Genomic DNA, 26381 nt, shown 5'->3' with positions numbered 1-26381 from the left:
AATTCCCCGACCGTGGCCCGGGGTCTCCCGGTTGCCCGATGTCGTCCGTGGAATCCGGATGCTCCACTTAGGTCCACCTATCCATGCAGCGTGCTCCGCCGGCCCGAATATGGTTGAGTGATCCGCATCACAAGAGTGATTCCATGACTGTCGTGTCACAAATGACACGGGTGTGAGCTCTCTCCGAAGGTCTGCGCCATGGGTACACTGTTGGCCGTGACCGACGACGTGAAGCAGGACCCGAAACCAGGGGCGTCCGGGGCGGCAGCCTGGAGGAGTCGTCTGCCCGGTCCGTTCCGCTCCATCGCCAATGAGCTTCCCTATCTCGGGGTCGCCGGATCCCGGTCCTCGGCGCTGCACATCAACAGCGACTCCGGTAGCGAACTGGCGTCCCTCTCCGGCATGGAGGTCCGCCGCTTCGCCACGTTGCGCTACATCGGCACCGTCGGCTCACTGATGATCGCCTTCGGCGCACTGGGCGCCGGGGCCCTTCCCGTTGTCAACAATCCCTACGTCGCCTTTCCCGGCGGCAACCTGATGAGCAGGATGCTCCAGACCTCCTCGATGATTGTGCTCATCGGTGTCGGACTGCTCGTCCTGGCGTGGGTTCTCATGGCACCGTTCACCGGGGTCTCCATCACCAGGCGCGACAGCAGACCCGCCCGGGTCAGCATCGCGATGCTGCGCAGGACCTTCGTCGCCTGGATCGCGCCGATCTCACTGACCGCGCCGATGTTCACCCAGGACATCTACTCCTACCTCGCGCAGGGGGCGACGGTGGCCGATGGTCTCGATCCCTATTCCGGCGGCCCCCTGGATCTTCTGGGCCCGGACAATCATCTGGCCAGATCCGTGCCCTTCATCTGGGCCCACTCCCCCTCCCCCTACGGTCCGGTCGCCCTGGGCATCGCGGCGTCGATAAGCAGGATCACCGACAACAGCATCATCGCCGGTGTCTACGGTCACAGAATCGTGTCCATCCTCGGGGTGATCGCCGCGGGGTGGGCGATGGCGAAGCTGGCGCGACGCTGCCGGGTGTCCCCCGAGGTTGCCATCTGGCTCGGTATTCTCAATCCGCTGCTCATCCTCCATCTCATCGGCGGCATCCACAACGAGTCCCTGCTCCTCGGACTCATGCTCGTGGGCCTCGAGCTCGGACTGCGCGCCGTCGACGCGGTCCGTGTCGGGCACTGGCGCGCTGCGATCGGAATGCTGGCGGCAAGCGGGTTCCTCATTTCCTGTGCGGGAATGGTCAAGGTAACCGGCTTCATCGCCCTCGGGTTCGTCGGAATGGCCCTGGCGAGGGAGCTACGCGCCAGGGAGAGGAACTCCGTCACAGCCCTGGGCGTGGCGATCCTCATCCAGATCGTGGTACTGGTGGTGTCCGTGGCGGCTGTCACCGTGATCACCGGCGTGGGACCGGGCTGGATCAGCGGACAGGGCGGTGCCGCCACGATCAGAAGCTGGATGTCCATGACCACTGACATCGGGGTGATCACAGGATTCATCGGCATGCTCCTGGGCCTCGGCGACCACACCACGGCCATTCTCACCGTCACCCGCTCCGCGGGCGTTCTGGTCGCGGGTGCGTTCATGCTCCGTATGCTCTTCGCCACCTACCGCGGACGCATCCATGCCGTCGGCGGGCTGGGGGTGGCAACCTTCGTCCTGGTGATCCTGTTTCCGGTGGTCCATCCCTGGTACCTGCTCTGGGCGATTCTCCCCCTCTCCGCGTGGGCGAACCGACTCTTCTTCCAGATCGGCGTGGTGGCCTACTCCACGGCAATGAGCTTCTTCGTCCTACCAAGGGGTCTCGCGCTGCCACCGGGACCGATATTCGCCATTTATTTCGGCGCCCTGATCGGTTTCCTGCTCATCGTCGCACTTGGCTGGGGGGTAATGAGGAGGCGTCAAACTTTTGGTTTAGACTGAACTATCGTGACTACTCAGTTTCCGGCCTCCCGGGCCCGCCCCGGCACGTCAGCAGGTCCGTCCGATTCCGCCATTGAGGTGCGGAATGTGGTCAAATCCTTCGGCGAGATCACCGCTGTCAACGGCCTGAGCTTCTCCGTCGCCCGCGGCAGCGTATTCGCTCTGCTCGGACCCAACGGGGCGGGCAAAACCACCACCATCGAGATGTGCGAGGGGTTCACCGCCCCGACCTCGGGGGAGATCCGGGTACTGGGCATCGACCCCGCGACGCATCCCGATCAGGTGCGCCGCCGCATCGGCATCATGCTCCAGGGTGGCGGCTCCTACAACAGCATCCGGGTCACCGAGATGCTCAGGCTCGCCGCCTCATACAATGACAATCCCCTCGATCCCGAGTGGCTTCTTGATGTGGTGGGACTGCGCAACGTGGGCCGGACCCCCTACCGCCGACTCTCCGGAGGCCAGCAGCAGCGCCTCTCGCTCGCCCTCGCGCTGATCAGCAGGCCGGAGATCATCTTCCTCGACGAGCCGACAGCCGGAATGGACACCCAGTCACGCAACATGGTGTGGTCCCTGATCAACGATCTGCGCCGCGACGGGGTGACGGTTGTCCTGAGCACGCACCTGATGGATGAGGCGGAAGCCCTCGCCGATCACGTCCTGATCATCGACCATGGCCGCATCCTCGCCGAGGGAACCCCGGAGGAGCTGACCATCCGCGACCAGGAGCAGGGCGGTCAGGTGGCGATAGAGACCTCCACCGCACTCGATACCGACCTGCTCCTGCAGGCACTGGCAGCCGCCGGACTGCACCACGTGACGGTCCGCTCCGGCCGGCCGATGTCCTACGTCCTCCGGGTGGAACCGACCCCGGCGGCACTGGCCGTAATCTGTGCGGCCGTTGCGGACCAGGGCGTGCTCATCCGGGCGCTGAGCACCAACCACCGCTCACTCGAGGACGTCTTCCTCGACATCACCGGCAGAGAACTGAGGAGCTAGAGAAGCAATGAGCACCACCTCCGATGTTTCGGCCTTCCCCGCCGGAACCTTCACCCCGGCGCCGCGGCGCGCGTCCACGGCGGCGATGCTGCTGGCACAGGGCAGGATCGAGTCCCTGCTCTTCCTCCGCCACGGCGAGCAGCAGCTGATCAACCTGTTCATCCCCTTCGTCGGGCTGATCGCGCTCGCGAAATTCGATCTGCTTGGCAGTGATGATCCGCTGACCGTCGCCTTCCCCTTCATCCTGTCGGTGGCCGCGATGAGCTCGGGATTCACGGGGCAGGCCATCTCGCTGGCCTTCGACCGCCGTTACGGGGCACTCAAACGCACCGGTGCCAGCGGTGTCCCCGCATGGACGATCGTCTTCGGCAAGGTCATCGCCGTCATCGCGGTCACCGTGGTGCAGCTGCTCATCCTCGGCACCACCGCTCTCCTACTGGGATGGCGGGCGCCGGTCAGCGGAATCGCCCTCGGGGTGGTCACCCTGGTCATAGGTGTGGCCGCCTTCACCGCCCTCGGACTGCTCATGGGCGGAACCCTCTCCTCGGAGCTGGTACTGGCGTTGGCCAACCTGATCTGGATCGTGCTCACCGCCGTTGCGGCCTGGGCGGTGTTCACCCCGGGTGTCGATGCCGGCGGAGCTCTGTCCGTCATCCCCTCGGTCGCCCTCGCCCAGGGCATGACCACGGCCCTTTCCGGCCACCTGCCCTTGCTCCAGCTCGTTGTTCTCCTGGTCTGGCTGGGTGTGGCCGGGTTCGCCGCCAACAGGTGGTTCAGTTTCACACCGGGCCGCTGAATTCCGGACATCGGGACCTGTCGTCCGCCCGGCCCCCGAAGTTCCCCGGATCGGCAGTGGCAAATGCCACTGCGCAGCGGCACGGCCCGGATTCTTGAAAGCCCCGGCGCAGCGGCTACCATTTACCGTGTGTCTACTTCGATCGCCCCGTCCAGCCAACCGGTAGAGCTCAAACCCATTCCCAGGTGGGCCCCGAGCGTGAAGGTGCAGCGCACGCTCGCGCTGCTGCTGCTCATCTTCCAGGGTGGCATCACCGTGACCGGATCAATCGTCCGCGTCACCGGTTCCGGACTCGGGTGCGACACCTGGCCGCTGTGCCAGGAGGGTTCGCTGGTGCCCGTCGCGGGCGCCACCCCGTGGGTCCACCAGGCAATCGAGTTCGGCAATCGTATGCTCACCTTCGTACTGGTGGCCGCGGCACTGGCCGTCTTCCTTGCGGTGCTGGGGTCGAAGCGTCGAAAAGAAATTGTCGTGCACTCCTTCGTGCAGGGCATCGGCATCATCGTGCAGGCGATCCTCGGTGGAATCTCCGTCCGCGTCGATCTGCACTGGTGGGCCGTCGCCATCCACTTCCTGCCCTCGATGCTGCTGGTCTGGCTGGCGGCGATCCTCTACACCCGCATCGGTGAGCCCGATGACGGCGCGAAGACCCGGATGTATCCGGGCTGGATCCGCATCATGGGTGTCATCTCCGCGGTTGCCCTGACCGTGGTGCTGGTCACCGGGACCATGACCACCGGCGCCGGCCCGCACTCCGGCGATGACGGGGTGGGCATGGATGGCCGCCTCCAGGTCGACATCGATCTCATGGCGCACATCCACGGATACTCGATGTACGTCTACCTCTTCTTCACACTGATTCTGGTGCTCGGACTCCACCGCGCCAAGGCCCCGGAGGATTCCCGCAGACTTGGACTCATGCTGGTCCTGTTCATCCTCATCCAGGCGGGAATCGGTATCGCCCAGTACAACCTCGGGGTGCCGCGGTGGACCGTCCCGCTGCACATCGCCATGTCCTCGGTGGTCGTCGCGTTCACCTCCCTGCTGTGGGCCCGCGGTCTGCCGATGATCGGCGGCACCGCCGATGCCACGGGCTCGGTCGAGGGGGATCGCAAACGCGCGGTCCTCGAGGCGCGGCGAACCGCCTAGCCGGTTTCCCCTCCACCACAGCCACCGAAAAGTTACTGTGGTGCTATGAAAGCAATCCAGGTCAGTCGCACGGGAGGGCCGGAGGTCCTCGAGTACACGGATGTGACGGCACCCGACCCCACCGATGCGCAGGTTCTCGTCGCGGTGGATGTGGCGGGTGTCAACTACATCGACACCTACTACCGGGAGGGGATCTACCACTCACGGCTGCCCTTCATCCCCGGGCTCGAGGGGACGGGCCGGGTCACCGCGGACCCCCTGGGACTGATCGCGCCGGGGACCAGGGTCGCCTGGTGCGACGCCTTCGGCTCCTATGCGGAGCAGGTGTGCGTGCCCCGTAACCGCCTCGTGGCTGTTCCGGAGGGCGTGAGCGAGGAGGTGGCGGCCTCGATGCTCCTTCAGGGGATGACGGCGCACTATCTCACCAACGGCGTCTACGACCTCGGGGAGGGTGACTCCTGCCTGATCACCGCGGGTGCGGGAGGCGTCGGCCTGATGGTCACCCAGATGGCCGCGGCCAAGGGGGCGCGCGTCTACAGCGTGGTTTCCACCGACGAGAAGGCGGAGCTGGCACTTGATGCCGGGGCGACGGAGGTCTTCCGCTATTCCTCGAGCCTCGCAGAGCAGGTGCGCCGCCGCAACGGCGGCACGGGCGTGGACGTGGTCTACGACGGTGTCGGCCGTGACACCTTCTCCGAATCCCTGGAGGCGGTGCGCCCCCGCGGAACCGTGGTGCTCTTCGGAGCGGCCTCGGGTCCGGTTGAGCCCTTCGACCCGCAGCTGCTCAACACTCACGGCTCAATCTTTCTCACGCGCCCATCACTGGGTGCATGGACCGCGGAGGAGGGGGAATTCGCCAAACGCGCCCAGGCGGTCACGCAGGCGATCGTGGACGGCACCCTGAGGGTGCGCGTCACCGGAAGCTACCCGCTTGCCGACGCCGCCACCGCCCACCGCGATCTGCAGGCACGGGCGACCTCGGGTTCCATTGTGCTGCGGGTTTCCTGAAACCCACCGGGATCAGAACAGGGTGATGGTCCACCCGAGCATCTCCGAGATGGTCTCGAGCCCGAGTACCGCGTCCACGGAAAGCGCCACAAAGAGCAGCGCCAGGTAGTTGTTGGAGAGAATGAAAAGCTTCAACGGCTTGACCGGTCCGCCGTTCCTGATGCCGAGATGGAGCTTGACGGCCATGAACAGGAACCAGGCACCCGCGAGTACGGCCGCCGCGGCGTAGATCCAACCCGCCGCCGGAATGAGCAGGAAGGTGGTCAGAACCGTGGCCACGGTGTACCAGACGATCTGCCTGGTGACCTGCGCCGGGGTTCGCACCACCGGAAGCATGGGGACACCTGCGGCCTTGTAGTCCTCGCGGTACTTCATGGCGAGCGCCCAGGTGTGCGGCGGGGTCCAGAAGAAGATGATCATGAACAGGACCACGGCCTGCCACCACTGCGCGGGTACCCCGGCCGGGAACTGGTCGGTGATCACGGCCCAGCCGACGACCACCGGCATGCAGCCGGCCGCGCCGCCCCACACGATGTTCATGTGGGTCCGGCGCTTGAGCCACTTGGTGTAGACGAAGATGTAGAAGGCGATGGTGATCAGCACGAACACCGCCGCACTCAGCGAGTTGCACAGCAACCACAGCCACAGGAAGCTGGCGGCGGTCAGTGCCCAGGCGAAGATCGAGGCATCGCGGTTGCTGACGGTGTGCCGGACCAGCGGGCGGGCGCGCGTGCGACCCATCTGCTGGTCGATGTCGGAGTCCGCGACCATGTTGAAGGTGTTCGCCGCCGCCGCGCCCATCCAACCGCCGATGACGGTGAGGAGAATGAGCAGGATGTTGTTCTCCCCGCGCTCTGCCTGGAGCATCGCGGGAATGGTCGCCACGAGGAGGAGCTCGATGACCCTGGGCTTCGTCAGCGCAACATAGGCCTTGATCTTCTCCAAGGGTTTTTCCTCCACAGCATTGTGTTTTTGTTCAGATTCCGCCGAGGCGGCCGGTGAGCGCATGGCAATACAGTCGCACGGTGAGGTGCAATAGTTCCCGGGGGCACCCGTGCGGGCCGTGCCCCGGGGCCCGATACGGACCCTGCCATGCTATCGCTTTCCCGCCGGTTTGAATAATCAGCCCAATCTACCTCCACCGTGGAACCGCGGCGGATTCGGGACATGCTGTAATAGTGGCCAAAATCACTCAAATGGTATGACTATGCTGTTTCGGGGAGACCACCCGGTGATAGAGTCGGTGCAACATCACTATGGTTATAGGTGTTGCACATCTGTTCTTCCACCCCTTCGTGGCGAAAGCCACTCTCCGGGAGTGCGACGGGCAGTCCCAGAAACGTAGCCTGACCTCGGGGCACCCCGGGATCATCCCGCATGATTTTCCACCTTCGTCCCGGTTCAAGAACCAGGAAGGATTGACCACCTTGACGCTGTCACCTGAACTTCAGGAACTCACTCAACGCACCTACCCATCGGACTGGTCCGATGTGGACACCAGGGCCGTGGACACCGTGCGTGTCCTGGCCGCCGACGCAGTGGAGAAGTGCGGTTCCGGTCACCCCGGCACCGCGATGAGTCTGGCCCCCCTGGCCTATACCCTCTACCAGCGCGTGATGAACGTCGACCCCACAGACACCAACTGGAGCGGGCGGGACCGCTTCGTCCTTTCCTGCGGCCACAGCTCCCTGACCCAGTACATTCAGCTCTACCTCGGCGGTTTCGGCCTGGAACTGGATGACCTCAAAGCGCTGCGGACCTGGGGTTCGCTGACTCCCGGCCACCCGGAGTACCGGCACACCCGCGGCGTGGAGATCACCACCGGCCCGCTCGGTCAGGGCCTGGCCTCCGCCGTGGGCATGTCCATGGCCTCGCGGCGCGAACGCGGTCTCTTCGACCCGGAGGCTCCCCAGGGTGAATCCCCCTTTGACCACTACATCTACGTCATCGCCTCCGACGGCGACCTGCAGGAGGGCGTCACCAGCGAGGCCTCCTCTCTCGCCGGCACCCAGCAGCTGGGCAATCTGATCGTCTTCTGGGACGACAACCGGATCTCCATCGAGGACAACACCGAGATTGCCTTCACCGAGGACGTGGTGGCACGCTACCGCGCCTACGGATGGCAGACCATCGAGGTCAGCGGCGGCGAGAATGTCGCCGCCATCGAGGCGGCCGTGGCCGAGGCCAAGAAGGACACCTCCCGCCCCACCTTCATCCGTGTGCGCACCGTCATCGGCTACCCCGCGCCCACCATGATGAACACCGGCGCATCCCACGGCGCCGCGCTCGGCGCCGATGAGGTCGCAGCCACCAAGGAGGTGCTCGGCTTCGATCCCGAGCAGCACTTCCATGTCGACGAGGACGTGATCGCCCACACCCGTCTCCTGGCCGAACGTGCCGCTGAGAAGAAGGTCGGCTGGCAGCAGAAGTTCGATGCCTGGGCCGCGGCCAATCCCGAGGCATACGCACTGCACGAGCGGCTGCGCACCAGGGCGCTGCCCGAGGGATTCGCCGACGAGCTTCCCACCTGGGAGCCCGATGCCAAGGGGCTGGCGACCCGGAAGGCCTCCGAGGCCGCGCTGCAGGCCCTCGGTGCGACCCTGCCCGAACTCTGGGGCGGCTCCGCCGACCTCGCCGGCTCCAACAACACCGTGATCATGGGCTCGCCCTCCTTCGGGCCGGAGTCCATCTCCACCGAGACCTGGTCCGCCGAGCCCTATGGCCGCAACCTCCACTTCGGTATCCGCGAGCACGCCATGGGGGCGATCCTCAACGGTATCGCGCTGCACGGAGGCACCCGCCCCTACGGTGGCACCTTCCTCATTTTCTCCGACTACATGCGCCCCGCGGTGCGCCTGGCGGCACTCCAGGGAACGGACGCCTACTACGTGTGGACCCACGACTCCATCGGCCTCGGTGAGGACGGCCCCACCCACCAGCCGGTGGAGACACTCGCCGCGCTGCGCGCCATCCCGAACCTGTCCATCCTGCGACCCGCCGACGCCAATGAGACCTCCGCGGCGTGGCGCGCTGCCCTGGAGTACAAGGAGGGCCCGAAAGGTCTGGCACTGACCCGCCAGAACGTCCCGGTCCTCGAGGGCACGAAGGAAAAGGCCCTGGAGGGCGTCCGCCGCGGCGCCTACGTCCTTCTCGAGGGTTCCAAGCCGACCCCGGACGTGATCCTCCTGGGCACAGGCTCTGAGGTCCAGCTGGCCGTCGAAGCCGCCGGGACACTGGAGGCAGAAGGCGTGGCCACCCGGGTCGTCTCGGTGCCGTGCATGGACTGGTTCGCGGAGCAGGACCGGGAGTACATCGATTCCGTGCTTCCCCCCCAGGTCACCGCTCGCGTCTCGGTCGAGGCCGGAATCGCCATGCCCTGGTACCGCTGGCTCGGAACGAAGGGACGTACGGTTTCCCTCGAGCACTTCGGCGCTTCAGCTGATTACAAGACGCTGTTCGAGAAGTTCGGTATCACCGCGCAGGCCGTCGTCGAAGCGGCCCGCGAGTCCATCAACGCCTAATAGCCAACCCCGCCCGAACACCGATGAGCCCGGGGCTTTGGATTCTCCGGAATTTAGAGCCCCGGGCCGAGGTTCTCTCAGGTATATAAAGATCTCCTATTGCATTCAGCGAAATCCAGCGACATTCAGCGTAAAGGAACTCCATCATGTCCCATATTGACGAGCTCGCCCGTATCGGCACATCGACCTGGCTCGATGACCTCTCCCGCGATCGCATCACCTCGGGAAACCTCGCCCGCATCATCGATGAGAAGTCGATCGTCGGCGTGACCACGAACCCCGCCATCTTCGCCGCCGCGATGTCGAAGGGCGATGCCTACGATGCCCAGATCGCCAAGCTCAGAGAGTCGGGCGCGGCTGTCGATGAGGCCGTGTACGCGATGAGCATCGATGATGTGCGGGACGCCTGTGACATCTTCGCCGGAATCTACCAGTCCTCCGAGGGCTTCGACGGTCGCGTGTCCATCGAGGTCGATCCGCGCATCTCCGCCGACCACGACGCCACCATCGCGCAGGCCAGGCAGCTGTGGGCCAAGGTTGACCGCCCCAACGTGATGATCAAGATTCCCGCCACCCCGGAGTCCATCCCCGCCATCACCGACGCACTGGCCGAGGGCATCAGTGTGAACGTGACTCTCATTTTCTCCGTCGCCCGCTACCGCGAGGTCATCGCCGCCTATGTCGAGGGCATCCGGAGGGCCGCCGCCAACGGCCACGACGTCTCGAAGATCCACTCGGTCGCCTCCTTTTTCGTCTCCCGCGTGGACGTGGAAATTGACAGGCGCCTCGAGGCCATCGGGTCCGCGGAGGCCCTGGAGCTGCGCGGCAGGGCCGGTGTCGCCAACGCGCGCCGCGCGTACTCCGTGTACAAGGAGCTTTTCGACGCCGCCGACCTGCCCGGGGGTGCGAACACCCAGCGGCCACTGTGGGCCTCGACCGGAGTGAAGAACCCCGACTACCCTTCGACCCTCTACGTCTCCGAACTCGCCGGGCCCCACACCGTCAACACCATGCCGGAGGCCACCATCGACGCGGTGCTCGCCGAGGGCAACCTCCACGGCGACACCCTCGACGGAACCGCGGAGGACGCCGAGCGGGTGTTCACCGCCCTCGATGAGGTCGGGGTCGATCTCGCCGACGTCTTCGCCGTGCTGGAACGCGAGGGCGTGGAAAAATTCGTCGATTCCTGGTCCGAGCTGCTCGAGTCGATGCGTGCCCGTCTCTCCTGAGCCTCACCTGCGTTCCCAGAAAGGACCGTGACGTTTCCACCGTGAACAACAACAAGTGGGTCAACGCGCTGCGCGACCCCCAGGACAAGCGCCTGCCGCGCATTGCCGGCCCCTCCGGCATGGTAATTTTCGGTGTGACCGGAGACCTGGCGAGGCGGAAACTGCTGCCCGCCATCTACGATCTGGCAAATCGGGGGCTGCTGCCCGCCGGCTTCGCGCTGGTGGGCTACGGCCGCCGTGACTGGAGCAAGGCCGATTTTGAGCACTATGTCAGGGAGGCCGCCGTCGCCGGTGCCCGCACGGAGTTCCGGGAGAACGTGTGGAGGCGGCTGGCTGAGGGAATGGAGTTCGTCCGGGGAAACTTCGACGACGATGAGGCCTTTGACAATCTGGCGGCCACCCTGAAGAACCTCGACGAGACCCGTGGGACGGCCGGAAACTGGGCCTACTACCTGTCGATTCCCCCGGATTCCTTCGCGGCGGTGTGCCATCAGCTGGAGCGTTCCGGCATGGCCAACTCCACCGAGAAGGCCTGGCGCAGGGTGATCATCGAAAAGCCCTTCGGACATGACCTGGAATCGGCCCATGAACTCAACTGCCTTGTCAACGCGGTGTTCCCGGAATCCTCGGTGTTCCGCATCGATCACTACCTGGGCAAGGAGACGGTGCAGAACATCATGGCGCTGCGCTTTGCCAACCAGCTCTTCGAACCGTTGTGGAACTCCAACTACGTCGATCATGTGCAGATCACCATGGCGGAGGACATCGGCCTGGGTGGTCGCGCCGGATACTATGACGGCATCGGCGCGGCCCGGGACGTGATCCAGAACCACCTCATCCAGCTCCTGGCGCTGGTGGCCATGGAGGAGCCGATCTCCTTCACCCCCTCCCAGCTGCAGGCGGAGAAGATCAAGGTCCTGCGGGCCACACAGCCCAGCTACCCCATCGAGGAAAGCTCCGCCCGTGGACAGTATGCGGCGGGCTGGCAGGGTTCCGAATACGTCAGGGGCCTGCGCGAGGAGGATGGATTCGACCCCGACTCCACCACCGAGACCTTCGCGGCGTGCACCCTGGAGATCACCTCCCGCCGGTGGGCGGGGGTCCCCTTTTACCTGCGCACCGGCAAGAGACTGGGCCGACGGGTCACCGAAATCGCGGTTGTCTTCAAGAACGCGCCCCACCAGCCCTTCGATGAGGGGATGACCGCCTCGCTCGGGAAGAACGCCATCGTCATCCGTGTCCAGCCCGATGAGGGTGTCCTGATCCGCTTCGGTTCCAAGGTCCCCGGCTCGACCATGGAGGTTCGTGACGTCAACATGGACTTCTCCTACTCGGAATCCTTCACCGAGGAATCACCGGAGGCATACGAGAGGCTGATCCTCGACGCGCTGCTCGACGAGTCCAGTCTCTTCCCCACCAACGAGGAGGTGGAGCTGAGCTGGCGGATCCTCGATCCCATACTCAAGACCTGGGAGCGTGAGGGACAGCCGGAGGAGTACGCCGCCGGAACCTGGGGCCCACGGGGCGCCGAAGAGATGCTCGCACGCAACGGCCACACCTGGCGCCGGCCATAGGGAGAGGATGACCCATGATTTTTGATCTTCCAGACACAACCACCCACGAAATCTCCAAAACACTGTCGCGCCTCCGTGAGTCGGGTACCCAGGTCACCACCGGCCGTGTGCTCACCCTCATCGTGGTCGCCAAGTCGGACAACGATGTCGCGGCGATAACCACGTCCACCAATGACGCCTCCCGTGAGCACCCCTCGCGGGTGATCATCCTGGTGGTCGGCTCGGAGGAGGAACCGACGAAGGTGGACGCCGAGGTCCGGATCGGCGGCGACGCCGGCGCCTCGGAGATGATCATCATCCACCTGCAGGGGCCGGTGGCCAGCAATCTGCAGTCCGTGGTCACTCCCCTGCTGCTGCCGGATACCCCGATCGTCGCGTGGTGGCCCACCGATGCACCCGCCAACCCCTCGGCGCATCCCATCGGTAAGATCGCGCAGCGGCGCATCACCGATTCGCTGCACAGTTCCGCGGACACGCTGGCCAATAGCGTGGAGAACTACCACCCGGGTGATACCGATATGGCCTGGGCCAGGCTGACACAGTGGCGCGGGCTCGTGGCCTCCTCACTGGATCATCCGCCGCAGGGGCCGGTGACCTCCGTACGCATCACCGGTGCGTCGACAAGCACCTCCGTCGACCTGGCGGCGGGCTGGTTGGCCGGCAGGCTGCAGGTGCCGGTCGTCCGCGTGGGCACCGACACCCCGGCGGTGCCTGTCGACGAGGACGGGACCCCGCTGCTCGCCGTGAGCAACCTGGAGATCACGCGCACCACGGGCACCATCGACATCAGCATCAAGGATGCCCACACACTCCGGGTCGACATTCCGGAGAGCGGCACGACCGCCTCGCTGGTGGCCATCGGGCGCAGGAGTGAGGCCGACTGCCTCTCCGAGGAGCTGCGTCACATGGATCCGGACATGGGCTATCAACATGCGCTGGCGGGTCTGGCAAGTGTTACCCGGACCGAGGAATAGAACGCGAATGGGACAGGATCGGAACAGAGAGGGTGGACAGCCATGGTTGAGGTAGTGAGGGCGACGGATACCGAGGATCTGGTGGCCGCGGCCGCCATACGCTTCCTCGATGTGGTCACGTCCGTTACGGGTGATCCCGAAGGCGGGGTGCACGGCGATGGAGTCGCCCGAATCGTGCTCACCGGTGGCGGAGCAGGCATCAGGCTGCTGGAGAAGCTGGCCGAGATCGGTGGCGGACTCAACTGGTCCCGGGTCCGGGTGTTCTTCGGTGACGAGCGCAATGTCCCCGTCACCGATGCGGAGTCGAATGAGGGCCAGGCCCGAGCCGCTCTGCTGTCCGCCGTGAACATTCCCGAGGACAACATCCACGGGTACGGACTGGGGACGGTGGACCTTGCCGAGGCCGCCCTCGCCTACGAAGGTGTGCTCGATAGCGCCGCCCCGCAGGGATTTGACCTGCACCTTCTCGGGATGGGAGGCGAGGGCCACATCAACTCACTCTTCCCCCACACGGCCGCTGTCACGGAAACGGAACGCAGGGTGCTCCCCATTTTCGACTCGCCGAAGCCTCCCGCGGAACGGGTCACCCTGACCCTGCCCGCGGTACATTCGGCGGCTCGGGTGTGGCTGCTCGTGTCCGGGGCGGAAAAGGCGGAGGCCGCGGCGGCCATTGTCGATGGTGCCGCCGCCGAGGACTGGCCCGCGGCCGGTGCGCAGGGCCGGGATGAGACCGTGCTTTTCCTCACCGAGGATGCGGCGGGAAAGCTCGGCTGATTCCCGGACAATCTCCGGGGCGTTTTTTGCAGCGCAATGGGCGGTGGGCGGCCATGTGCCGCCCACCGCCGGGGAACCGTTTTCAGGCGGGCATCTTGAACAGGGCACCGTCATCCGGGGGTTCCCCGGGCGGTTGGCCGGGCGGTTGGCCAGGTGTCTCCTCGGATTCTTTTTGCCTTGCCCTGGCCCTGGCTCCGCCGGATTCCTCCTGTGCGGCCGACTCATTAAACACCACCCCGCCACCTGCCGGATAGTGTCCGACCCTGCCCGACTCCGGGTCAACGTCCATGAAGCCCTTGTTGTTGACCCCGCTCCGGGAATCGTCGACCGCCGGGTGGTGTCCGAAGCACTGGGGAGTCAGGTTGGAAATGTCGGTGCCTCCCCCCTGTGCCCAGGGTGTCAGGTGGTGGATCTCACACCTGATCATGGGTTGATCACACCCCGGAGCACTGCACACGAGCTCGGAGGCGAGCAGGGCGATGCGCTGCTCGAGGGAAGCCGAACGCCTCGTCCGACCAAGATACAGCGGTCTTCCCGAACGATCGTCCAGCACCGCTCCGAAGTCGAACTTCGCGGCCCCCAGGCGGAGAATCTCATGTGGAGCCAGTGCGATGCCCGTGTTGGTGGGATAGCGGTGCCTGGCGCCTTCCTCCTCGAGATCGGCGATATCCCCGGCCGTCATGGAGATGACGATGGATCCGATCCCATGGCGTCCCCTGGCCAGCAGTCCCGAATGTGCCAGCCCCAGAATGTGCGTGAGTCCATCGATTCTTCGCTGCCCCATGGTGCGGGTGTCCTCGTCCGCCGGTACCTCGACCAGGTCGCCGCGTCTGGTCAGCGGAGCCAACGCCGCCTGGAGCATCGCCGCCGCGTCCGCCGGAAGGTAGCCGCTGAACCTGACACCACCGTCGGCATCCTGGTCCGCGAGGTGCAGGAATCGTTTACGGGACGCCGCGAAGGGATCACCGCTGCTCCTGTTCGCTCTGGTGACCTGTTTACGGACCCAGGCACGGAGGTCCTCGGGGCTTCTCGACGCCGATTCCTCGACGGCCTTTTTGTACAGCTCCTCCTTCGTGGGAACAGTTTTGCGGTTGAGGTTTCCGAGCTCCTGGTTGATGATGTTAAGTTTCTCCGCACTCGTTGCCTCCTTCCTTGCCTTCTTCAGGGCCTCCCGGCGCTCCTGCTCCGCCTTCTCCCTGGCCTCGCGAGCCTCCCGTCCTCCATCTGGCTCCCCGCGCCCCTTTCTCCCGGTGTCGCCCTCGCCCCTGGGGTCGGCTTCCGGTCCGGGCTCAGACTCCGATCCGGGCTCGAACTCCGGTCCGGGAAGCGGGAAGAGGTCATCCGCGAGACGATTCCGTCTATGGGCCTCGGCGCGCGAGATGCCGAACCTCTTCATCAGGAAGTCAAGGTGATTGCTTGAGCCGACCAGGGCCCCCGCTCCCGCCAATTGGGCGGCGCGGGTGACCCCCGCATCGATCAGCGCCTTCGAATTCACTATCCCCTCAAAGGCAACCAGCGCATCGATGTTCCCAGCGAAGTCCGCGCCTGAGGGTTCAACCGTGAAGACATCCATGATTCCGGTCATGGCGGAACCGATGGCCTTGACCATCTCTGCGATTCCGTTCTCCTCCATGTTGCACACCCCCTGTCCTCATCCCGTCCCCCCACCAAGCGTTAGCACCTATTATAATAGTCCACCTGTTCGAACGCAATACCCGATGAGAAAAAAATTTCGAACAGTGGCATGGCGACGCTGGTCCACCTCGGAGAAGCGGCCACCACCGACCATCGGAGCCCGGAGGACCCGAAAATCGGACCGAAACACTGTCCGAAACACACACCGAGAAGCAGCTCGAATAGCGCCCCCGGAAGAGGCCCGGTGAACGCCCAGGAACACAATCTCCCCGGAAAGGACCACAACGCTCCCCCGGTGAGGTGCCTAGCTCCTCATCCCCACCCCGACCGGCTCATGCGATGCAAGAGAGAAGCTGTCACTGTACAAGGGATTATCAAGCCCCCTGGCCAGACTCGCCGCCAGTTCCGCGTAGGCGGGCGATAACTTGAACGCATGCCCGGAACCGCCGGTCAGAACAACCACGTTTCCCACACGGTCGATGATCGGATTCTTGTTCGACGTATAGGTGTCATAATGAACGCTGTACCGGTTGGGCTCCGGACTGACACCCGGAAAGAGGTCGTGGACTCTTCGGCCGAACTCGGAGACCTCCTGCCTGTCGAGCCTGAGGTCGCTGTCCTCGACGCGTGGGGCCGAGGGTCCGCCCCACAGATCCAGGCCGGCGATCTTCACGCTGTATCCATCCACACTGGGGGCTCCGAAGACGTGGAAACCATCGCGGTCCCGGATGAAGCACGGCATACGCTCCGGGAGGAATTCGACGGGGCGCGTGGCCAGGAACCAGGTGAGAACGAGTTTTCTCACCTCCAGCAGATCCCGGAGTTGCGGAATGAGCTCCGCGCTCCAGGCCCCGGTGGTCACGATAACCTGGTCAACGGCTATCTCCTCCCCGTTCGCGCTGACTATCACACCCGATCCGGTGTCCCGGATGGAGGTGATCTGCATATGATCACGGATCAGCGCTCCATTTCTCCGTGCCTGCTCGATGGCGCTGAGCACGGCGAGCTCCGGACGCAGCGCACCGCCCTGGAGATCCAGCACGCCGGCCTCGTCATCCCTGCTGTCCATGCCGGGGTAGCGGTTGCGCAGCTCCGTCACGGAGAGCCGCTCGTGGGGCAGTTCATACTCATCCACGGACCGGAGCAGCCGCTGAAAAGGCTCTTCGCTTTCCCTGCCCGTGGAGATCACCCCGAAGTTGTGCAGCAGCTGGCGCCCTGAGGCCGCACCCAGTTGCAGCCACAGCTCCCGGGCCCTGCGAAGCAGTGGGACAAAGGTTGCCCCCTCGTGATAGGCCATGCGGAAGAGTCTGGATTCCCCCGTGTAGGCACCGTAGCCGTGCCCGAGCCCGAACTGTTCGACACCGATCGCCTCGACTCCCGGGGTTCGACTCAGATGCCACAGCGCCATCGATCCGGTCGATCCCAGACCGATCACCGCGATCTTCCTCTTCATGCCCATCGATTCCTCACCTTCCGCCCTTCTCGACGCGCGCACATCAAGCCAGTGCCGGCTCGTCCCAGAGAGTCAGCCTCGTACCGATCCCTTCCTCCACAGCGTTCTCATAAACCTGCGTGGCCCAGGCCACGTCCTCCACCGGCATGCCGCCGACGGAGTAGAGGATGATCTCATCGTCGTTGAGACGAGCCGGCAGGATGCCCTCGCAAATGTCGCCGATCTGCCGAATCCTCCCCGGATCCAGGATCCCGGCTGTCATCAGGTCGTGCCAGTGGGTACCGGGAATCCCCAGCAGTTGATATGCCTGCGAACCGTACTCCTCGGCCCAGGCGTCGTACAGACCCATGTAATCCACCACGAGCCGGGCGTCGCCGGTGATGAACTGATCGTCGAATCGCGCCGCCGCGGGAAGCAGGAGGAGCGCCCCCGGCTTCAGCCAGTCCTTGCGGAAGTAGGGGAATGCAGCCGAGCCGGCGGCATCGGTGGTGGTGGCCGCCACGATGATATCTGCATCCGCCGCGGCATCCTGTTCACTGTCCACCGCAACCACACTGACCTGCGGATACTTCTCCGCAGCCCAGGCTCGGAACTCCTCGACACCCCGCGCGCTTCGGCCCTTGACCTTGATGGTGTCGATTCCCGGGCGCAACGCCAGGCATGCCTGCGTAATGGTCTTTCCCATGACTCCGGGACCGATGATCGCGAGGGTCGTCGCGCTCTTTACGGCCAGGTGCTTGACCCCCACACCCGGAACCGCCCCAGTCCGGTATGCGGACAGGAGGTTGCCGGACATGATCGCCTTCGGCGCGCCCGTGACCGTATCATTGAGCACGAAGGTGTGGATCGAGCGTGGCAGGCCCGAATTCCGGTTCTCGGCGTTGGAGCCGTACCACTTGACACCGGCGTTGTTGAAACGTCCCCCGAGGTACGCAGGCATTGCCATGAAGCGGCGGTCCGGCCCGTCCTTGGGCATCCCGTCGAATTCTGGTGCCTGCGGGAAGGTGATCATGGCCCCGTGGGAGTTCGAGTTCAACCCGGCCATGCGGTAGTCACCGCGTGCGAGCAGCACCAGGGTCTCCTCCATGACATCGACGCATGAGGCGATGTCGGTGACCCCCGCGGCGATCATGTCCGCTTCATTGAGAAAAATAAAGTCAATCACAGTGTGTCTTCCTTCTGCTTGTCGACGCCCACGTCACTACCCGCACCCGCCGCAGCGGGTGCGGGTGCGCTCACGTTGGGGGATTCCTCGACGGGGATCGTTGTATCCGGGGTGGTCCGCGAAGCCAGACCCATCCCCGGGATGGTGAACTGATAGGCCGTTTCCGCGTGGACGGAGCGGTCGATGCCGTTGTACTCATCCTCGGCGGAGATTCGGATATCAGTGACCTTGCTCATCAGCGTCGCTATCAGCCAGGTCATGCCGAAGGCGTAGCCCAGGGTTATGATCACCGCGAGCGGCTCCCTCCAGAGCAGGGAGACATCTCCCCCGCGCAGCACGCCGGCGAGTTCGCCCGGGGCGGCCGGGTCACCGAAGAGCATGACGAACATCGCCCCGGCGATTCCCGCCATGCCGTGGACGGCGAACACATCGAAGGTGTCATCGATGCGGTGCGTCCGCTTCCAGGTGATCGCCCATGCCGCCACCGCCGAGCCGAGGAAACCGACGACCACGGCACCGATGGGGCTGACCGCATTAGCGGAAGGGGTGATGGCGACCAGTCCCGCGATGATGCCGGTGGCCAGTCCGAGCAGGGTGGCATGGCCGTCCCTGATGCGTTCGATCAAAATGTACCCAAGCATGCCGCCGCCGGCCGCCAGCACCGAGGTGACCACGACATAGCTGGCGAGGAAGTTCGCTCCGCCCGCGGTGCCGCCGTTGAATCCGAACCAGCCAGCCATGATAAGTCCCGCCCCCAGAAGGGTGATCGGAAGATTGTGCGGTCGCACGGACATGGTGTGTCTGCGTCCGAGAACCAGTGCCAGTGCCAGTCCGGAGGCACCTGCGTTCATGTGGACGGCGGTTCCACCGGCGAAGTCGTGGAAACCGAGGGTGTTGACCATCCACCCTCCGACGAATCCCGTGGATTCATCGTCGAAAGCGAACACCCAGTGTGCGAGGGGTGAGTAGACGAAAGTCAGCCACAGCACGCCGAAGACGAGCCAGGAGCCGAACTTCATTCTTCCAGCGGCACCCGAGGCCACCAGAGCCAGGGAGATGGCCGCGAAGAGGATGTAAAAGCCGGCCCACATCATTCCGCCCGCTCCATCGTCGGTCATGATGCTGCGGAATCCGAAGTAATCCATGGGATTTCCGATGATTCCCAATCCCCCGAGCGAATTGCCCATCACGAGTCCGTGTCCGTAGAGGACATACATGACACTGGTGACGGCGAGCGCCCCCATGACCATCATGAACGTGTTGAGCACCTGATTTCCGCCAAGCATTCCCCCGTAGAGGAAGGAAAGACCGGGAAACATGAGACTAACCAATGCAAACGCTGCAAGGATCCAGGCAAGATCAGAGGGGTCCATTATTAGGCCTTTCCACAGTGAGGTCTATTCCTGATGCAATTTTTCTATTGCATGATAGGTAATCTATCCCAGCCGTTTCTATAGGTCAATCGGTTTAGGATCCCCTGTCAGCTGAATCACAGCCGTGGAAAAGCAGAAAGGGACCCTCCCCGAACGGGGAGGGTCCCAGCTGCCCTGGTTACTAAAGACCTAGGAGTACGCCTGAATCAGGTTCAGCGCGACGATGCAGACGATCCAGATGATCGCGGTGAGGATGGTCACGCGGTCGAGGTTCTTCTCCACCACGGTGGAACCGGAAAGGTTGGACTGCACGCCGCCACCGAAAAGGCTCGACAGTCCGCCGCCCTTGCCCTTGTGCAGCAGGACGAAGATCGTCATGAGCACGCTGGCGATGACGAGCACAATCTGAAGCGCTAGTGCCATGTGGGGAGACTTCCTTTACGTAGAACTGTTTTTCCAATAACTCAGGACAGTATACACAACGGCCGCTATCCGGAGTTGCGCAGTGCGGTCGACAGACCGTTCATGGTCAACTGGATGTTCCGGGAGACCTCAACGCTGTCATCGCCTGAACGGTACCTGCGCATCATCTCCACCTGAATGACGTTCAGCGGCAGGAGGTAGGGGTATCTGCTGCGCACGGAACGCGCCAGCAGCGGATTGTCGTCGAGCAGGTCCTCCGAACCTGTGATCACCGCGAACATGCGCTTTGTCAGGAAATACTCCTCGTGGATCTGAGAGTACACCCGCTCCGCGACATCGGCGTCCGCGACGAGTTCGGAATAGAGCCTGGCCAGCCTCAGTTCCGCCTTGCTCATCACCTGCGCCATGTTGTCCAGAACGGAGGTGAAGAAGGGCCAGGTGCGGTTGAGCTCCTGGAGTTGCGCGATCCGCTCCCCGGCCTCCACACCCTCGCCCACCCACTGCTCGAGCGCCGTGCCCACACCGAACCAGCCGGGCAGCATGACCCTCGACTGGGACCAGCTGAGCACCCAGGGGATCGCCCGGAGGTCCTCCACCGTCTCGGTCTGCTTGCGCGAACTAGGGCGCGAGCCGATGTTGAGCGACCCGATCTCCTGCACCGGGGTGGACTCGGTGAAATAGGGAATGAACCCCGGATCATCATGCACCAGCGATGTGTACTTCTCCAGGCTCAGCCGCGAGATCTCCCTCATGATCTCATGCGCACGCTCCGGTGCGCTGAGATCGGACACATCCAGAAGCGAGGCCTCCAGGGTCGCGGAGACCAGAGCCTCAAGATTCCTGCGTGCGGTGCTCACGGAGCCGTATTTCGCGGAGATGATCTCGCCCTGCTCCGTGACGCGGACCGAACCCTGCACCGCCCCCTTGGGCTGTGCCAGGATCGCATCATAGGAGGGTCCGCCACCACGGCCGACGGTACCGCCACGCCCGTGGAACAACCGGAGCTTGACCCCGGCCTCACGGCAAAGCTCCACCAGTCGGAGCTCGGCATCATAGAGCGCCCAGTTCGCCGCGAAGTACCCGCCGTCCTTGTTCGAGTCGGAGTAACCGAGCATCACTTCCTGGACGTCGTCCCGCTGCGCGAGGTAGTTGCGGTAGAGATCGAGATCCCACAGCTCATCCAGAATTCCGGCGCCACGCTGCAGATCATCGATGGTCTCAAAGAGCGGGATCACATCGATGTCACCTCGGGGAGTATCCCCCTGCGCACGGATGAAGCCGAACTCCTTGAGCAGCACCATCGGCTCGAGAACATCGGTGACCGAGGAGGCCATGGAGATGATGCAGTGCGGGACCATGCGCGGACCGAACTTCTTCACCGCCTCCGAGGCCGTGGAAAAGATGCCGAGTTCACGGTTGGTGGCCTCGGAATAGGCCCAGTCACCATGTGGGATCAGAGGTCGCGGCGTGCTCAGCTCCTTCAGCAGTAGCTGTGTCTTCTCCTCCTCGGAGAGCCCGCGGTAGTCGGGGGTCGCCTGGGCCGTGGCGAACAGCTCAGTCAGAACGTCCTCGTAGCTCTCGGAGTTCTGGCGCAGATCGAGGGAATAGAGGTTGAAGCCGAAGCTTCCGGCCGCCGACCGTAGATCGGCGAGCCGGTCATCAGCGATGAGGTCGTCGTTGGAGCGGCGCAGCGAATCATCGAGGACGAGGAGATCCCGCTTGAACTCCTCCGGCCCCGCGTAGGGATCGAAAATGTGGAACCACTTTCCCTCCACCGCGTGCTCACCTATCAGATGCGAGGTGGTGGCCAGGATCCGCCCGCGGATGCCGTGGACGGCCCGACGGTACGGTTCGTCGACGCGGCTGGGGACATCATTGTGGCCGGCGTCGGCGAGCGCGACCAGATCTGTGGTGACGCTGCTCATCCGGTCCGACAGACTCAGCTCGTGCTCAAGTGCATGGAGCTGACGTGCATAGTATTTGAGCACCGTCTCCGCCGCACGGTGGGTGGCGTAGTCCACGGTTTCGGAGGTGACGTAGGGGTTACCATCATGGTCCCCTCCGATCCAGGAACCAGGCTTGACCACGGCGACCTCGGGCAAGTTATCCCCGAACGCCGCATTCAGTCGCGCCATCACGTCCCTGTTGATCCGTGGAATCTCCTTGAGCAGACTCAGCTTGTAGTAGCGCAGTCCGACCTCGATCTCATCCTCGATGCGTGGACGCGCCACGCGGATCAGCGCGGTCTGCCACAGGATGGTGATCCGACGGCGCACCGCACGCTCGACATCGGCGAGTTTGGCATCGGTGCGCGCGGTGGGTTCCGCGGCGAGGAGTTGATGCCTCTCCTTCATCAGTGCGGTGATCTGCTTCTGCGCATCGAACACGGTTCGACGCCTGGTTTCGGTGGGGTGAGCGGTGAGTACCGGCGCAACCTCCGCGTTGCGCAACACCGCCGCGACCTCGTCGCGGCCGATGCCGGCGTCGTCAAGCTTTGTCCACGTGGCCTCCAGCGTGCTGTCCGGAGCCGGTGCGCCCGAGTCCAGGAGCTCCTCGCGGGCGGCCTCATCGTGGAGGTCCTCCGCGAGATTGGCCAGCAGAGCGAAATGCGTGAAGGCGCGGGCGACGGGGGTGGCCAGGCTCGGGGAAATGTCACGGAACATCTCCACCATCGCCTCCATCTCCGCATTGCCCTTGGCGATCTGGAACGCGGTCTGGCGGGCGCTTTCAACAAGGTCGTAGACCTTGCTCCCCTCCTGCTCGGCTATCACCTCGCCCAGGATGCGCCCCAGAAATCGGATGTCTTTTTTCAAGCGATCAGTCACTGTGTTCAACTTCCGTCAAAGTATCGAAAAGAACAGCCGCCCACTGCTCCCCGTGGTTCACGGGCGCGTGGGCGGCGTTGCTGAAAAACGCTAGACGACGCTGGCTGCGGCGGCCACCAGCTTGGCAAACGCCTCACCGTCGAGTGAGGCACCGCCGACGAGCCCACCGTCGACGTCCGTCTGACCGACGATCTCCGCGACCGTCTCCGCCTTTACGGAACCGCCGTAGAGAATGCGGATTCCCGCCGCAACGTCATCGCCGGCGATCTCCGCGATCAGTCCACGGATGGCACGGCAGACCTCCTGGGCATCCGCAGCCGAGGCGACCTTGCCGGTACCGATGGCCCACACCGGCTCATAGGCGATGACGGTGTTGCCCAGATCCTCCGGGGACAGCCCCGCCAGGGACTGCCTGGTCTGCTCAACCACGTACTCCACGTGGGTGCCCGCCTCGCGGATCTCCAGGGGCTCGCCCACGCACACGATCGGGCTGATGCCCGCACCGAGCGCGGCCTTGGCCTTCGCCGCCACGAGTTCATTGCTCTCGTGGTGGTATTCGCGGCGCTCGGAGTGACCGACCACGACCCAGGAACAGTTCAGCTTCGCGAGCATCGCTGCGGAGACCTCACCGGTGTAGGCACCGGACTCGTGTGCGGAGACGTCCTGGGCACCGTAGGTGATCTCCAGCTTGTCGCCCTCGACGAGGGTCTGCACCGAGCGGATGTCTGTGAACGGCACGGTGACCGCGACATCGACCTTCTCGTAGTATTCCTTGGGTAGTGCGAAGGCCAGCTTCTGAACGGTTCCGATCGCCTGCTGGTGATCCAGGTTCATCTTCCAGTTGCCGGCGATGAGTGGCTTACGTGCCATGGGGGTGGTCCCTTTCGGTTGAACGTTGATGAGAGAGGTGGATTAGTCTTCGAGCACGGCAACGCCGGGAAGTTCCTTGCCCTCGAGGAACTCGAGGGAGGCGCCGCCACCGGTGGAGATATGGGAGAAGCCGTCCTCATCCAGCCCGAGGACGCGCACGGATGCCGCGGAATCGCCGCCGCCGACGACGGAAAAGGCTCCGTTGTTCGCGGTGGCATCGATGATCGCCTGCGCGATGCCGCGCGTGCCATCGGAGAAGGCCGGAAACTCGAAGACACCCATGGGCCCGTTCCAGAAGATGGTCTTCGCGCCGCTGAGCACCTCCGCGAACCTGGTCACCGACTCGGGTCCGATATCCAGTGACATCCACCCCTCGGGGATCGAGTCGAGATCGACGATCTTCTTCTGTGCATCCTTGGCGAACTCGGAGGCCGCGACAAGGTCAACCGGAAGAACGATCTTGTCGCCGAAGCGCTTTACCAGATCGCCGCAGGTATCCACCATCTCCTCCTGGAGCAGTGACTTCTGGACATCATGGCCGAGGGCCTTGAGGAAGGTGTAGCACATGCCACCACCGATGATGATCGAGTCCGCCTTTGCCGCGAGCGCCTCGATCACGCCGAGCTTGTCTGAGACCTTGGAACCTCCGAGAACAACGACATAGGGTGACTCGGGATTCTTTGCCACCTTCTCCAGAACCGCGAGCTCCTTCTCCACGAGTTCACCGGCGTAGTGCGGCAGCCGCTTGGCGATATCATAGACCGAGGTCTGGACACGGTGGACGACACCGAATCCGTCGGAGACGAATGCCCCGTTATCGGCTGCCAGCGAGGCCAACTGATCGGCGAACTCGCCGCGCTCCGCCTCATCCTTCGAGGTCTCGCGGGGGTCGAAGCGGACGTTCTCCAGGAGGAGGATGTCACCATCGGTCAGTCCGTTGGCGCGCTCGTGGGCGTCCTCACCGACGACATCGCCGGCCAGGGCCACATACTGGCCGAGCTCCTCGGAGAGTGCCTCCGCGACCGGCGCGAGGGAGAACTTCTCGTTGACCTCGCCCTTGGGGCGGCCGAGGTGGGCCATGACGATCACCTTGGCGCCGGCCTCCGACAGTGCCCGCAGCGTGGGCAGGGAGGCGATGATGCGACCCTTGTCGGTGATGTTTCGGTTCTCATCGAGGGGAACGTTGAAATCGGAACGTACGAGGACGTGGCGTCCTTCGACGCCTTCGTCGAGAAGGTCCTTGAGGGTCTTAACAGCCATGCTGTGCTCCTAGCAATGTGTCGACGGATGAAGCAGTTGGTTTCAGTATTCGATTGTAGGGAATATCCGAGCTCCCATTGATGACCGGGAGCACAAACGGCCCGGGGTGTGCCGAGGCACACCCCGGGCCGCAGGGTTGTCACACGGAGTGACAGGGTGGCAGTTTAGAGCTTGGATCCAACGAGCTCGGTCAGACGCAGCAGCTGGCAGGTGTAGCCCCACTCGTTGTCGTACCAGGACACAACCTTGACGGTGTTGCCCGAGACCTTGGTCAGGCCGGAATCGAAGATCGAGCCGTGGGAGTTGTGGATGATGTCGGTGGAAACCAGCGGATCCTCCGAGTACTCCAGGGTGTCACCGAACTCACCGGTGGCGGCTTCCTTGATGGCGGCGTTAATGTCCTCGACGGTGACCTCGGAGTTGGTGGTGAAGGTCAGGTCGGTGGCGGAACCGGTGATGACGGGAACGCGGAGTGCGTAACCGTCGAGCTTGCCCTTGAGCTCGGGAAGGACCAGGGCGACAGCCTTGGCCGCACCGGTGGAGGTGGGGACGATGTTCACGGCTGCTGCACGGGCGCGACGCAGGTCGCGGTGCGGTGCATCGTGGAGGCGCTGGTCACCGGTGTATGCGTGAACGGTGGTCATGAGGCCGTTGACGATGCCGAACTTGTCGTTGAGGACCTTGGCCATCGGAGCCAGGCAGTTGGTGGTGCAGGAGGCACCGGAGATGACGTTGTGCTTCTCCGGATCGTAGTCCTGGTGGTTGACGCCGTAGACGAAGGTGGCGTCCTCGTTCTTGGCGGGGGCGGAAATGATGACCTTCTTCGCGCCTGCCTCGATGTGGGCCTTTGCGGCCTCGGCGTCGGTGAAGAAGCCGGTGGACTCAATGACGATATCCACGTTGTGTGCGGCCCAGTCGAGGTTCTTCGGATCGCGCTCCTCGGAGACGGCGATGCGCTTGCCACCGACGGTGATGGACTCATCGTCGTACTCGACCTCCTGGCCGATGGGGCCGAGGATGGAATCGAACTTCAGGAGAGTGGAGAGGGTCTTGTTGTCGGTGAGATCGTTCACCGCAACGATCTCGAGGTCGTCGCTGCGCTGCAGGACCGCGCGGTAGAAATTACGTCCGATACGACCGAAGCCGTTGATGCCAACACGAATCGTCACGATGGTGCTCCTCTGAGAGAATTGGTTTACGTCCAATGTGTGATGTCCAGATCCACTGCGGCAAACCGAACCCTTGAACTTTTGTCGGGCTTACCTTGTTTCCAAATCTACCGGTTCTGGCGGTGTCTCTGATTCATCCTGGTTCTGATTTTAACGATGAATCGCAGATCCTGCAGCGTTTCTAAAAACGACCGGACACAAACAAAAATCGTAGATCTCACGTTCGGGGGTGGTTTCTCACTTTCCCTCTCG

General features: G+C 64.0%; 20 protein-coding genes. 10 read left to right on the top strand and 10 right to left on the bottom strand.

The window, feature by feature from the left end; genetic code table 11:
- Window positions 1–216 precede the first annotated feature (216 nt).
- The 5 genes from mptB (at window position 217) to B7E02_RS08040 (ending at window position 5884) form a co-directional block, all read left to right on the top strand.
- Complete coding sequence (mptB, locus tag B7E02_RS08060; RefSeq protein WP_425429790.1) at window positions 217–1932, top strand: polyprenol phosphomannose-dependent alpha 1,6 mannosyltransferase MptB; 1716 nt, start codon at window positions 217–219, stop codon at window positions 1930–1932.
- 6 nt (window positions 1933–1938) lie between these two features.
- Window positions 1939–2931, top strand: a complete 993-nt coding sequence (locus B7E02_RS08055; RefSeq protein ID WP_080794853.1) for an ABC transporter ATP-binding protein — start codon at window positions 1939–1941, stop codon at window positions 2929–2931.
- A 7-nt stretch (window positions 2932–2938) separates the two neighbouring features.
- Window positions 2939–3727, top strand: a complete 789-nt coding sequence (locus B7E02_RS08050; RefSeq protein WP_080794851.1) for an ABC transporter permease — start codon at window positions 2939–2941, stop codon at window positions 3725–3727.
- Between the two features lie 129 nt (window positions 3728–3856).
- Window positions 3857–4876, top strand: a complete 1020-nt coding sequence (locus B7E02_RS08045; protein WP_080794849.1) for a COX15/CtaA family protein — start codon at window positions 3857–3859, stop codon at window positions 4874–4876.
- A gap of 45 nt (window positions 4877–4921) precedes the next feature.
- The gene (locus tag B7E02_RS08040; protein ID WP_080794846.1) at window positions 4922–5884 is read left to right on the top strand and encodes a quinone oxidoreductase family protein; all 963 of its coding nucleotides are present in this window, start codon (window positions 4922–4924) and stop codon (window positions 5882–5884) included.
- A gap of 12 nt (window positions 5885–5896) precedes the next feature.
- Here the strand turns inward: B7E02_RS08040 and B7E02_RS08035 are convergent, their stop codons facing one another.
- A complete protein-coding gene (locus tag B7E02_RS08035) occupies window positions 5897–6892 on the bottom strand; it encodes a heme o synthase (RefSeq protein ID WP_080794844.1) in 996 nt (331 codons plus the stop codon).
- A 419-nt stretch (window positions 6893–7311) separates the two neighbouring features.
- Here B7E02_RS08035 and tkt point away from each other — a divergent pair, with 419 nt between their 5' ends.
- The 5 genes from tkt to pgl all read left to right on the top strand — a co-directional run bounded on the left by tkt (window position 7312) and on the right by pgl (window position 13956).
- The gene (gene tkt, locus B7E02_RS08030; RefSeq protein ID WP_179129694.1) at window positions 7312–9405 is read left to right on the top strand and encodes a transketolase; all 2094 of its coding nucleotides are present in this window, start codon (window positions 7312–7314) and stop codon (window positions 9403–9405) included.
- Between the two features lie 146 nt (window positions 9406–9551).
- Complete coding sequence (gene tal, locus B7E02_RS08025; protein ID WP_080794837.1) at window positions 9552–10634, top strand: transaldolase; 1083 nt, start codon at window positions 9552–9554, stop codon at window positions 10632–10634.
- Between the two features lie 41 nt (window positions 10635–10675).
- Entirely contained in the window at window positions 10676–12208 is a 1533-nt protein-coding gene (gene zwf / locus B7E02_RS08020; protein ID WP_143336714.1) for a glucose-6-phosphate dehydrogenase, read from the top strand.
- Window positions 12209–12222: 14 nt separating this feature from the next.
- Window positions 12223–13182, top strand: coding sequence for a glucose-6-phosphate dehydrogenase assembly protein OpcA (locus tag B7E02_RS08015; protein WP_080794830.1), 960 nt, complete (start codon window positions 12223–12225; stop codon window positions 13180–13182).
- A gap of 42 nt (window positions 13183–13224) precedes the next feature.
- Window positions 13225–13956 (top strand): 6-phosphogluconolactonase, encoded by a 732-nt coding sequence (gene pgl / locus B7E02_RS08010; protein WP_080794827.1) that lies wholly within the window; start codon window positions 13225–13227, stop codon window positions 13954–13956.
- An 82-nt stretch (window positions 13957–14038) separates the two neighbouring features.
- On the opposite strand, the gene B7E02_RS08005 is transcribed toward pgl, so the two are convergent.
- The 9 genes from B7E02_RS08005 to gap all read right to left on the bottom strand — a co-directional run bounded on the left by B7E02_RS08005 (window position 14039) and on the right by gap (window position 26129).
- Window positions 14039–15589 (bottom strand): HNH endonuclease signature motif containing protein, encoded by a 1551-nt coding sequence (locus tag B7E02_RS08005; protein WP_080794825.1) that lies wholly within the window; start codon window positions 15587–15589, stop codon window positions 14039–14041.
- Between the two features lie 306 nt (window positions 15590–15895).
- A complete protein-coding gene (gene solA, locus B7E02_RS08000; protein WP_080794823.1) occupies window positions 15896–17050 on the bottom strand; it encodes an N-methyl-L-tryptophan oxidase in 1155 nt (384 codons plus the stop codon).
- 37 nt (window positions 17051–17087) lie between these two features.
- Window positions 17088–18176: a tyramine oxidase subunit B gene (locus B7E02_RS07995; protein ID WP_245802290.1), complete on the bottom strand. Its 1089-nt coding sequence runs from the start codon at window positions 18174–18176 to the stop codon at window positions 17088–17090.
- Between the two features lie 29 nt (window positions 18177–18205).
- Window positions 18206–19582, bottom strand: coding sequence for an ammonium transporter (locus tag B7E02_RS07990; protein ID WP_080794819.1), 1377 nt, complete (start codon window positions 19580–19582; stop codon window positions 18206–18208).
- Between the two features lie 189 nt (window positions 19583–19771).
- A complete protein-coding gene (secG, locus tag B7E02_RS07985) occupies window positions 19772–20005 on the bottom strand; it encodes a preprotein translocase subunit SecG (protein WP_080794817.1) in 234 nt (77 codons plus the stop codon).
- Between the two features lie 65 nt (window positions 20006–20070).
- The gene (gene ppc, locus B7E02_RS07980; RefSeq protein ID WP_080794815.1) at window positions 20071–22830 is read right to left on the bottom strand and encodes a phosphoenolpyruvate carboxylase; all 2760 of its coding nucleotides are present in this window, start codon (window positions 22828–22830) and stop codon (window positions 20071–20073) included.
- Between the two features lie 90 nt (window positions 22831–22920).
- The gene (gene tpiA, locus B7E02_RS07975; RefSeq protein ID WP_080794812.1) at window positions 22921–23700 is read right to left on the bottom strand and encodes a triose-phosphate isomerase; all 780 of its coding nucleotides are present in this window, start codon (window positions 23698–23700) and stop codon (window positions 22921–22923) included.
- A gap of 42 nt (window positions 23701–23742) precedes the next feature.
- On the bottom strand, window positions 23743–24960 hold the full coding sequence (gene pgk / locus B7E02_RS07970) for a phosphoglycerate kinase (protein WP_080794810.1): 1218 nt from the start codon (window positions 24958–24960) through the stop codon (window positions 23743–23745).
- A gap of 164 nt (window positions 24961–25124) precedes the next feature.
- Window positions 25125–26129 (bottom strand): type I glyceraldehyde-3-phosphate dehydrogenase, encoded by a 1005-nt coding sequence (gap, locus tag B7E02_RS07965; RefSeq protein WP_080794809.1) that lies wholly within the window; start codon window positions 26127–26129, stop codon window positions 25125–25127.
- Window positions 26130–26381: the final 252 nt, after the last annotated feature.

The sequence above is a fragment of the Corynebacterium pacaense genome (assembly GCF_900169525.1).
GTDB lineage: Bacteria > Actinomycetota > Actinomycetes > Mycobacteriales > Mycobacteriaceae > Corynebacterium > Corynebacterium pacaense.
The sequence above is the reverse complement of the archived record's forward strand: the minus strand, read 5'-3'. Positions and strand labels throughout refer to the sequence as shown.

What these genes read in the sequence shown, in the direction of transcription:
- B7E02_RS08050 (WP_080794851.1), top strand. Translation starts at nt 2,939, where the DNA reads ATGAGCACCACCTCCGATGTTTCGGCCTTCCCCGCCGGAACCTTCACC.
- solA (WP_080794823.1), bottom strand. Translation starts at nt 17,050, where the DNA reads ATGGGCATGAAGAGGAAGATCGCGGTGATCGGTCTGGGATCGACCGGA.
- pgk (WP_080794810.1), bottom strand. Translation starts at nt 24,960, where the DNA reads ATGGCTGTTAAGACCCTCAAGGACCTTCTCGACGAAGGCGTCGAAGGA.
- pgl (WP_080794827.1), top strand. Translation starts at nt 13,225, where the DNA reads ATGGTTGAGGTAGTGAGGGCGACGGATACCGAGGATCTGGTGGCCGCG.
- B7E02_RS07990 (WP_080794819.1), bottom strand. Translation starts at nt 19,582, where the DNA reads ATGGACCCCTCTGATCTTGCCTGGATCCTTGCAGCGTTTGCATTGGTT.
- tpiA (WP_080794812.1), bottom strand. Translation starts at nt 23,700, where the DNA reads ATGGCACGTAAGCCACTCATCGCCGGCAACTGGAAGATGAACCTGGAT.
- B7E02_RS08040 (WP_080794846.1), top strand. Translation starts at nt 4,922, where the DNA reads ATGAAAGCAATCCAGGTCAGTCGCACGGGAGGGCCGGAGGTCCTCGAG.
- B7E02_RS07995 (WP_245802290.1), bottom strand. Translation starts at nt 18,176, where the DNA reads ATGATCGCCGCGGGGGTCACCGACATCGCCTCATGCGTCGATGTCATG.
- B7E02_RS08015 (WP_080794830.1), top strand. Translation starts at nt 12,223, where the DNA reads ATGATTTTTGATCTTCCAGACACAACCACCCACGAAATCTCCAAAACA.
- B7E02_RS08035 (WP_080794844.1), bottom strand. Translation starts at nt 6,892, where the DNA reads ATGCGCTCACCGGCCGCCTCGGCGGAATCTGAACAAAAACACAATGCT.
- tal (WP_080794837.1), top strand. Translation starts at nt 9,552, where the DNA reads ATGTCCCATATTGACGAGCTCGCCCGTATCGGCACATCGACCTGGCTC.
- B7E02_RS08005 (WP_080794825.1), bottom strand. Translation starts at nt 15,589, where the DNA reads ATGGAGGAGAACGGAATCGCAGAGATGGTCAAGGCCATCGGTTCCGCC.
- secG (WP_080794817.1), bottom strand. Translation starts at nt 20,005, where the DNA reads ATGGCACTAGCGCTTCAGATTGTGCTCGTCATCGCCAGCGTGCTCATG.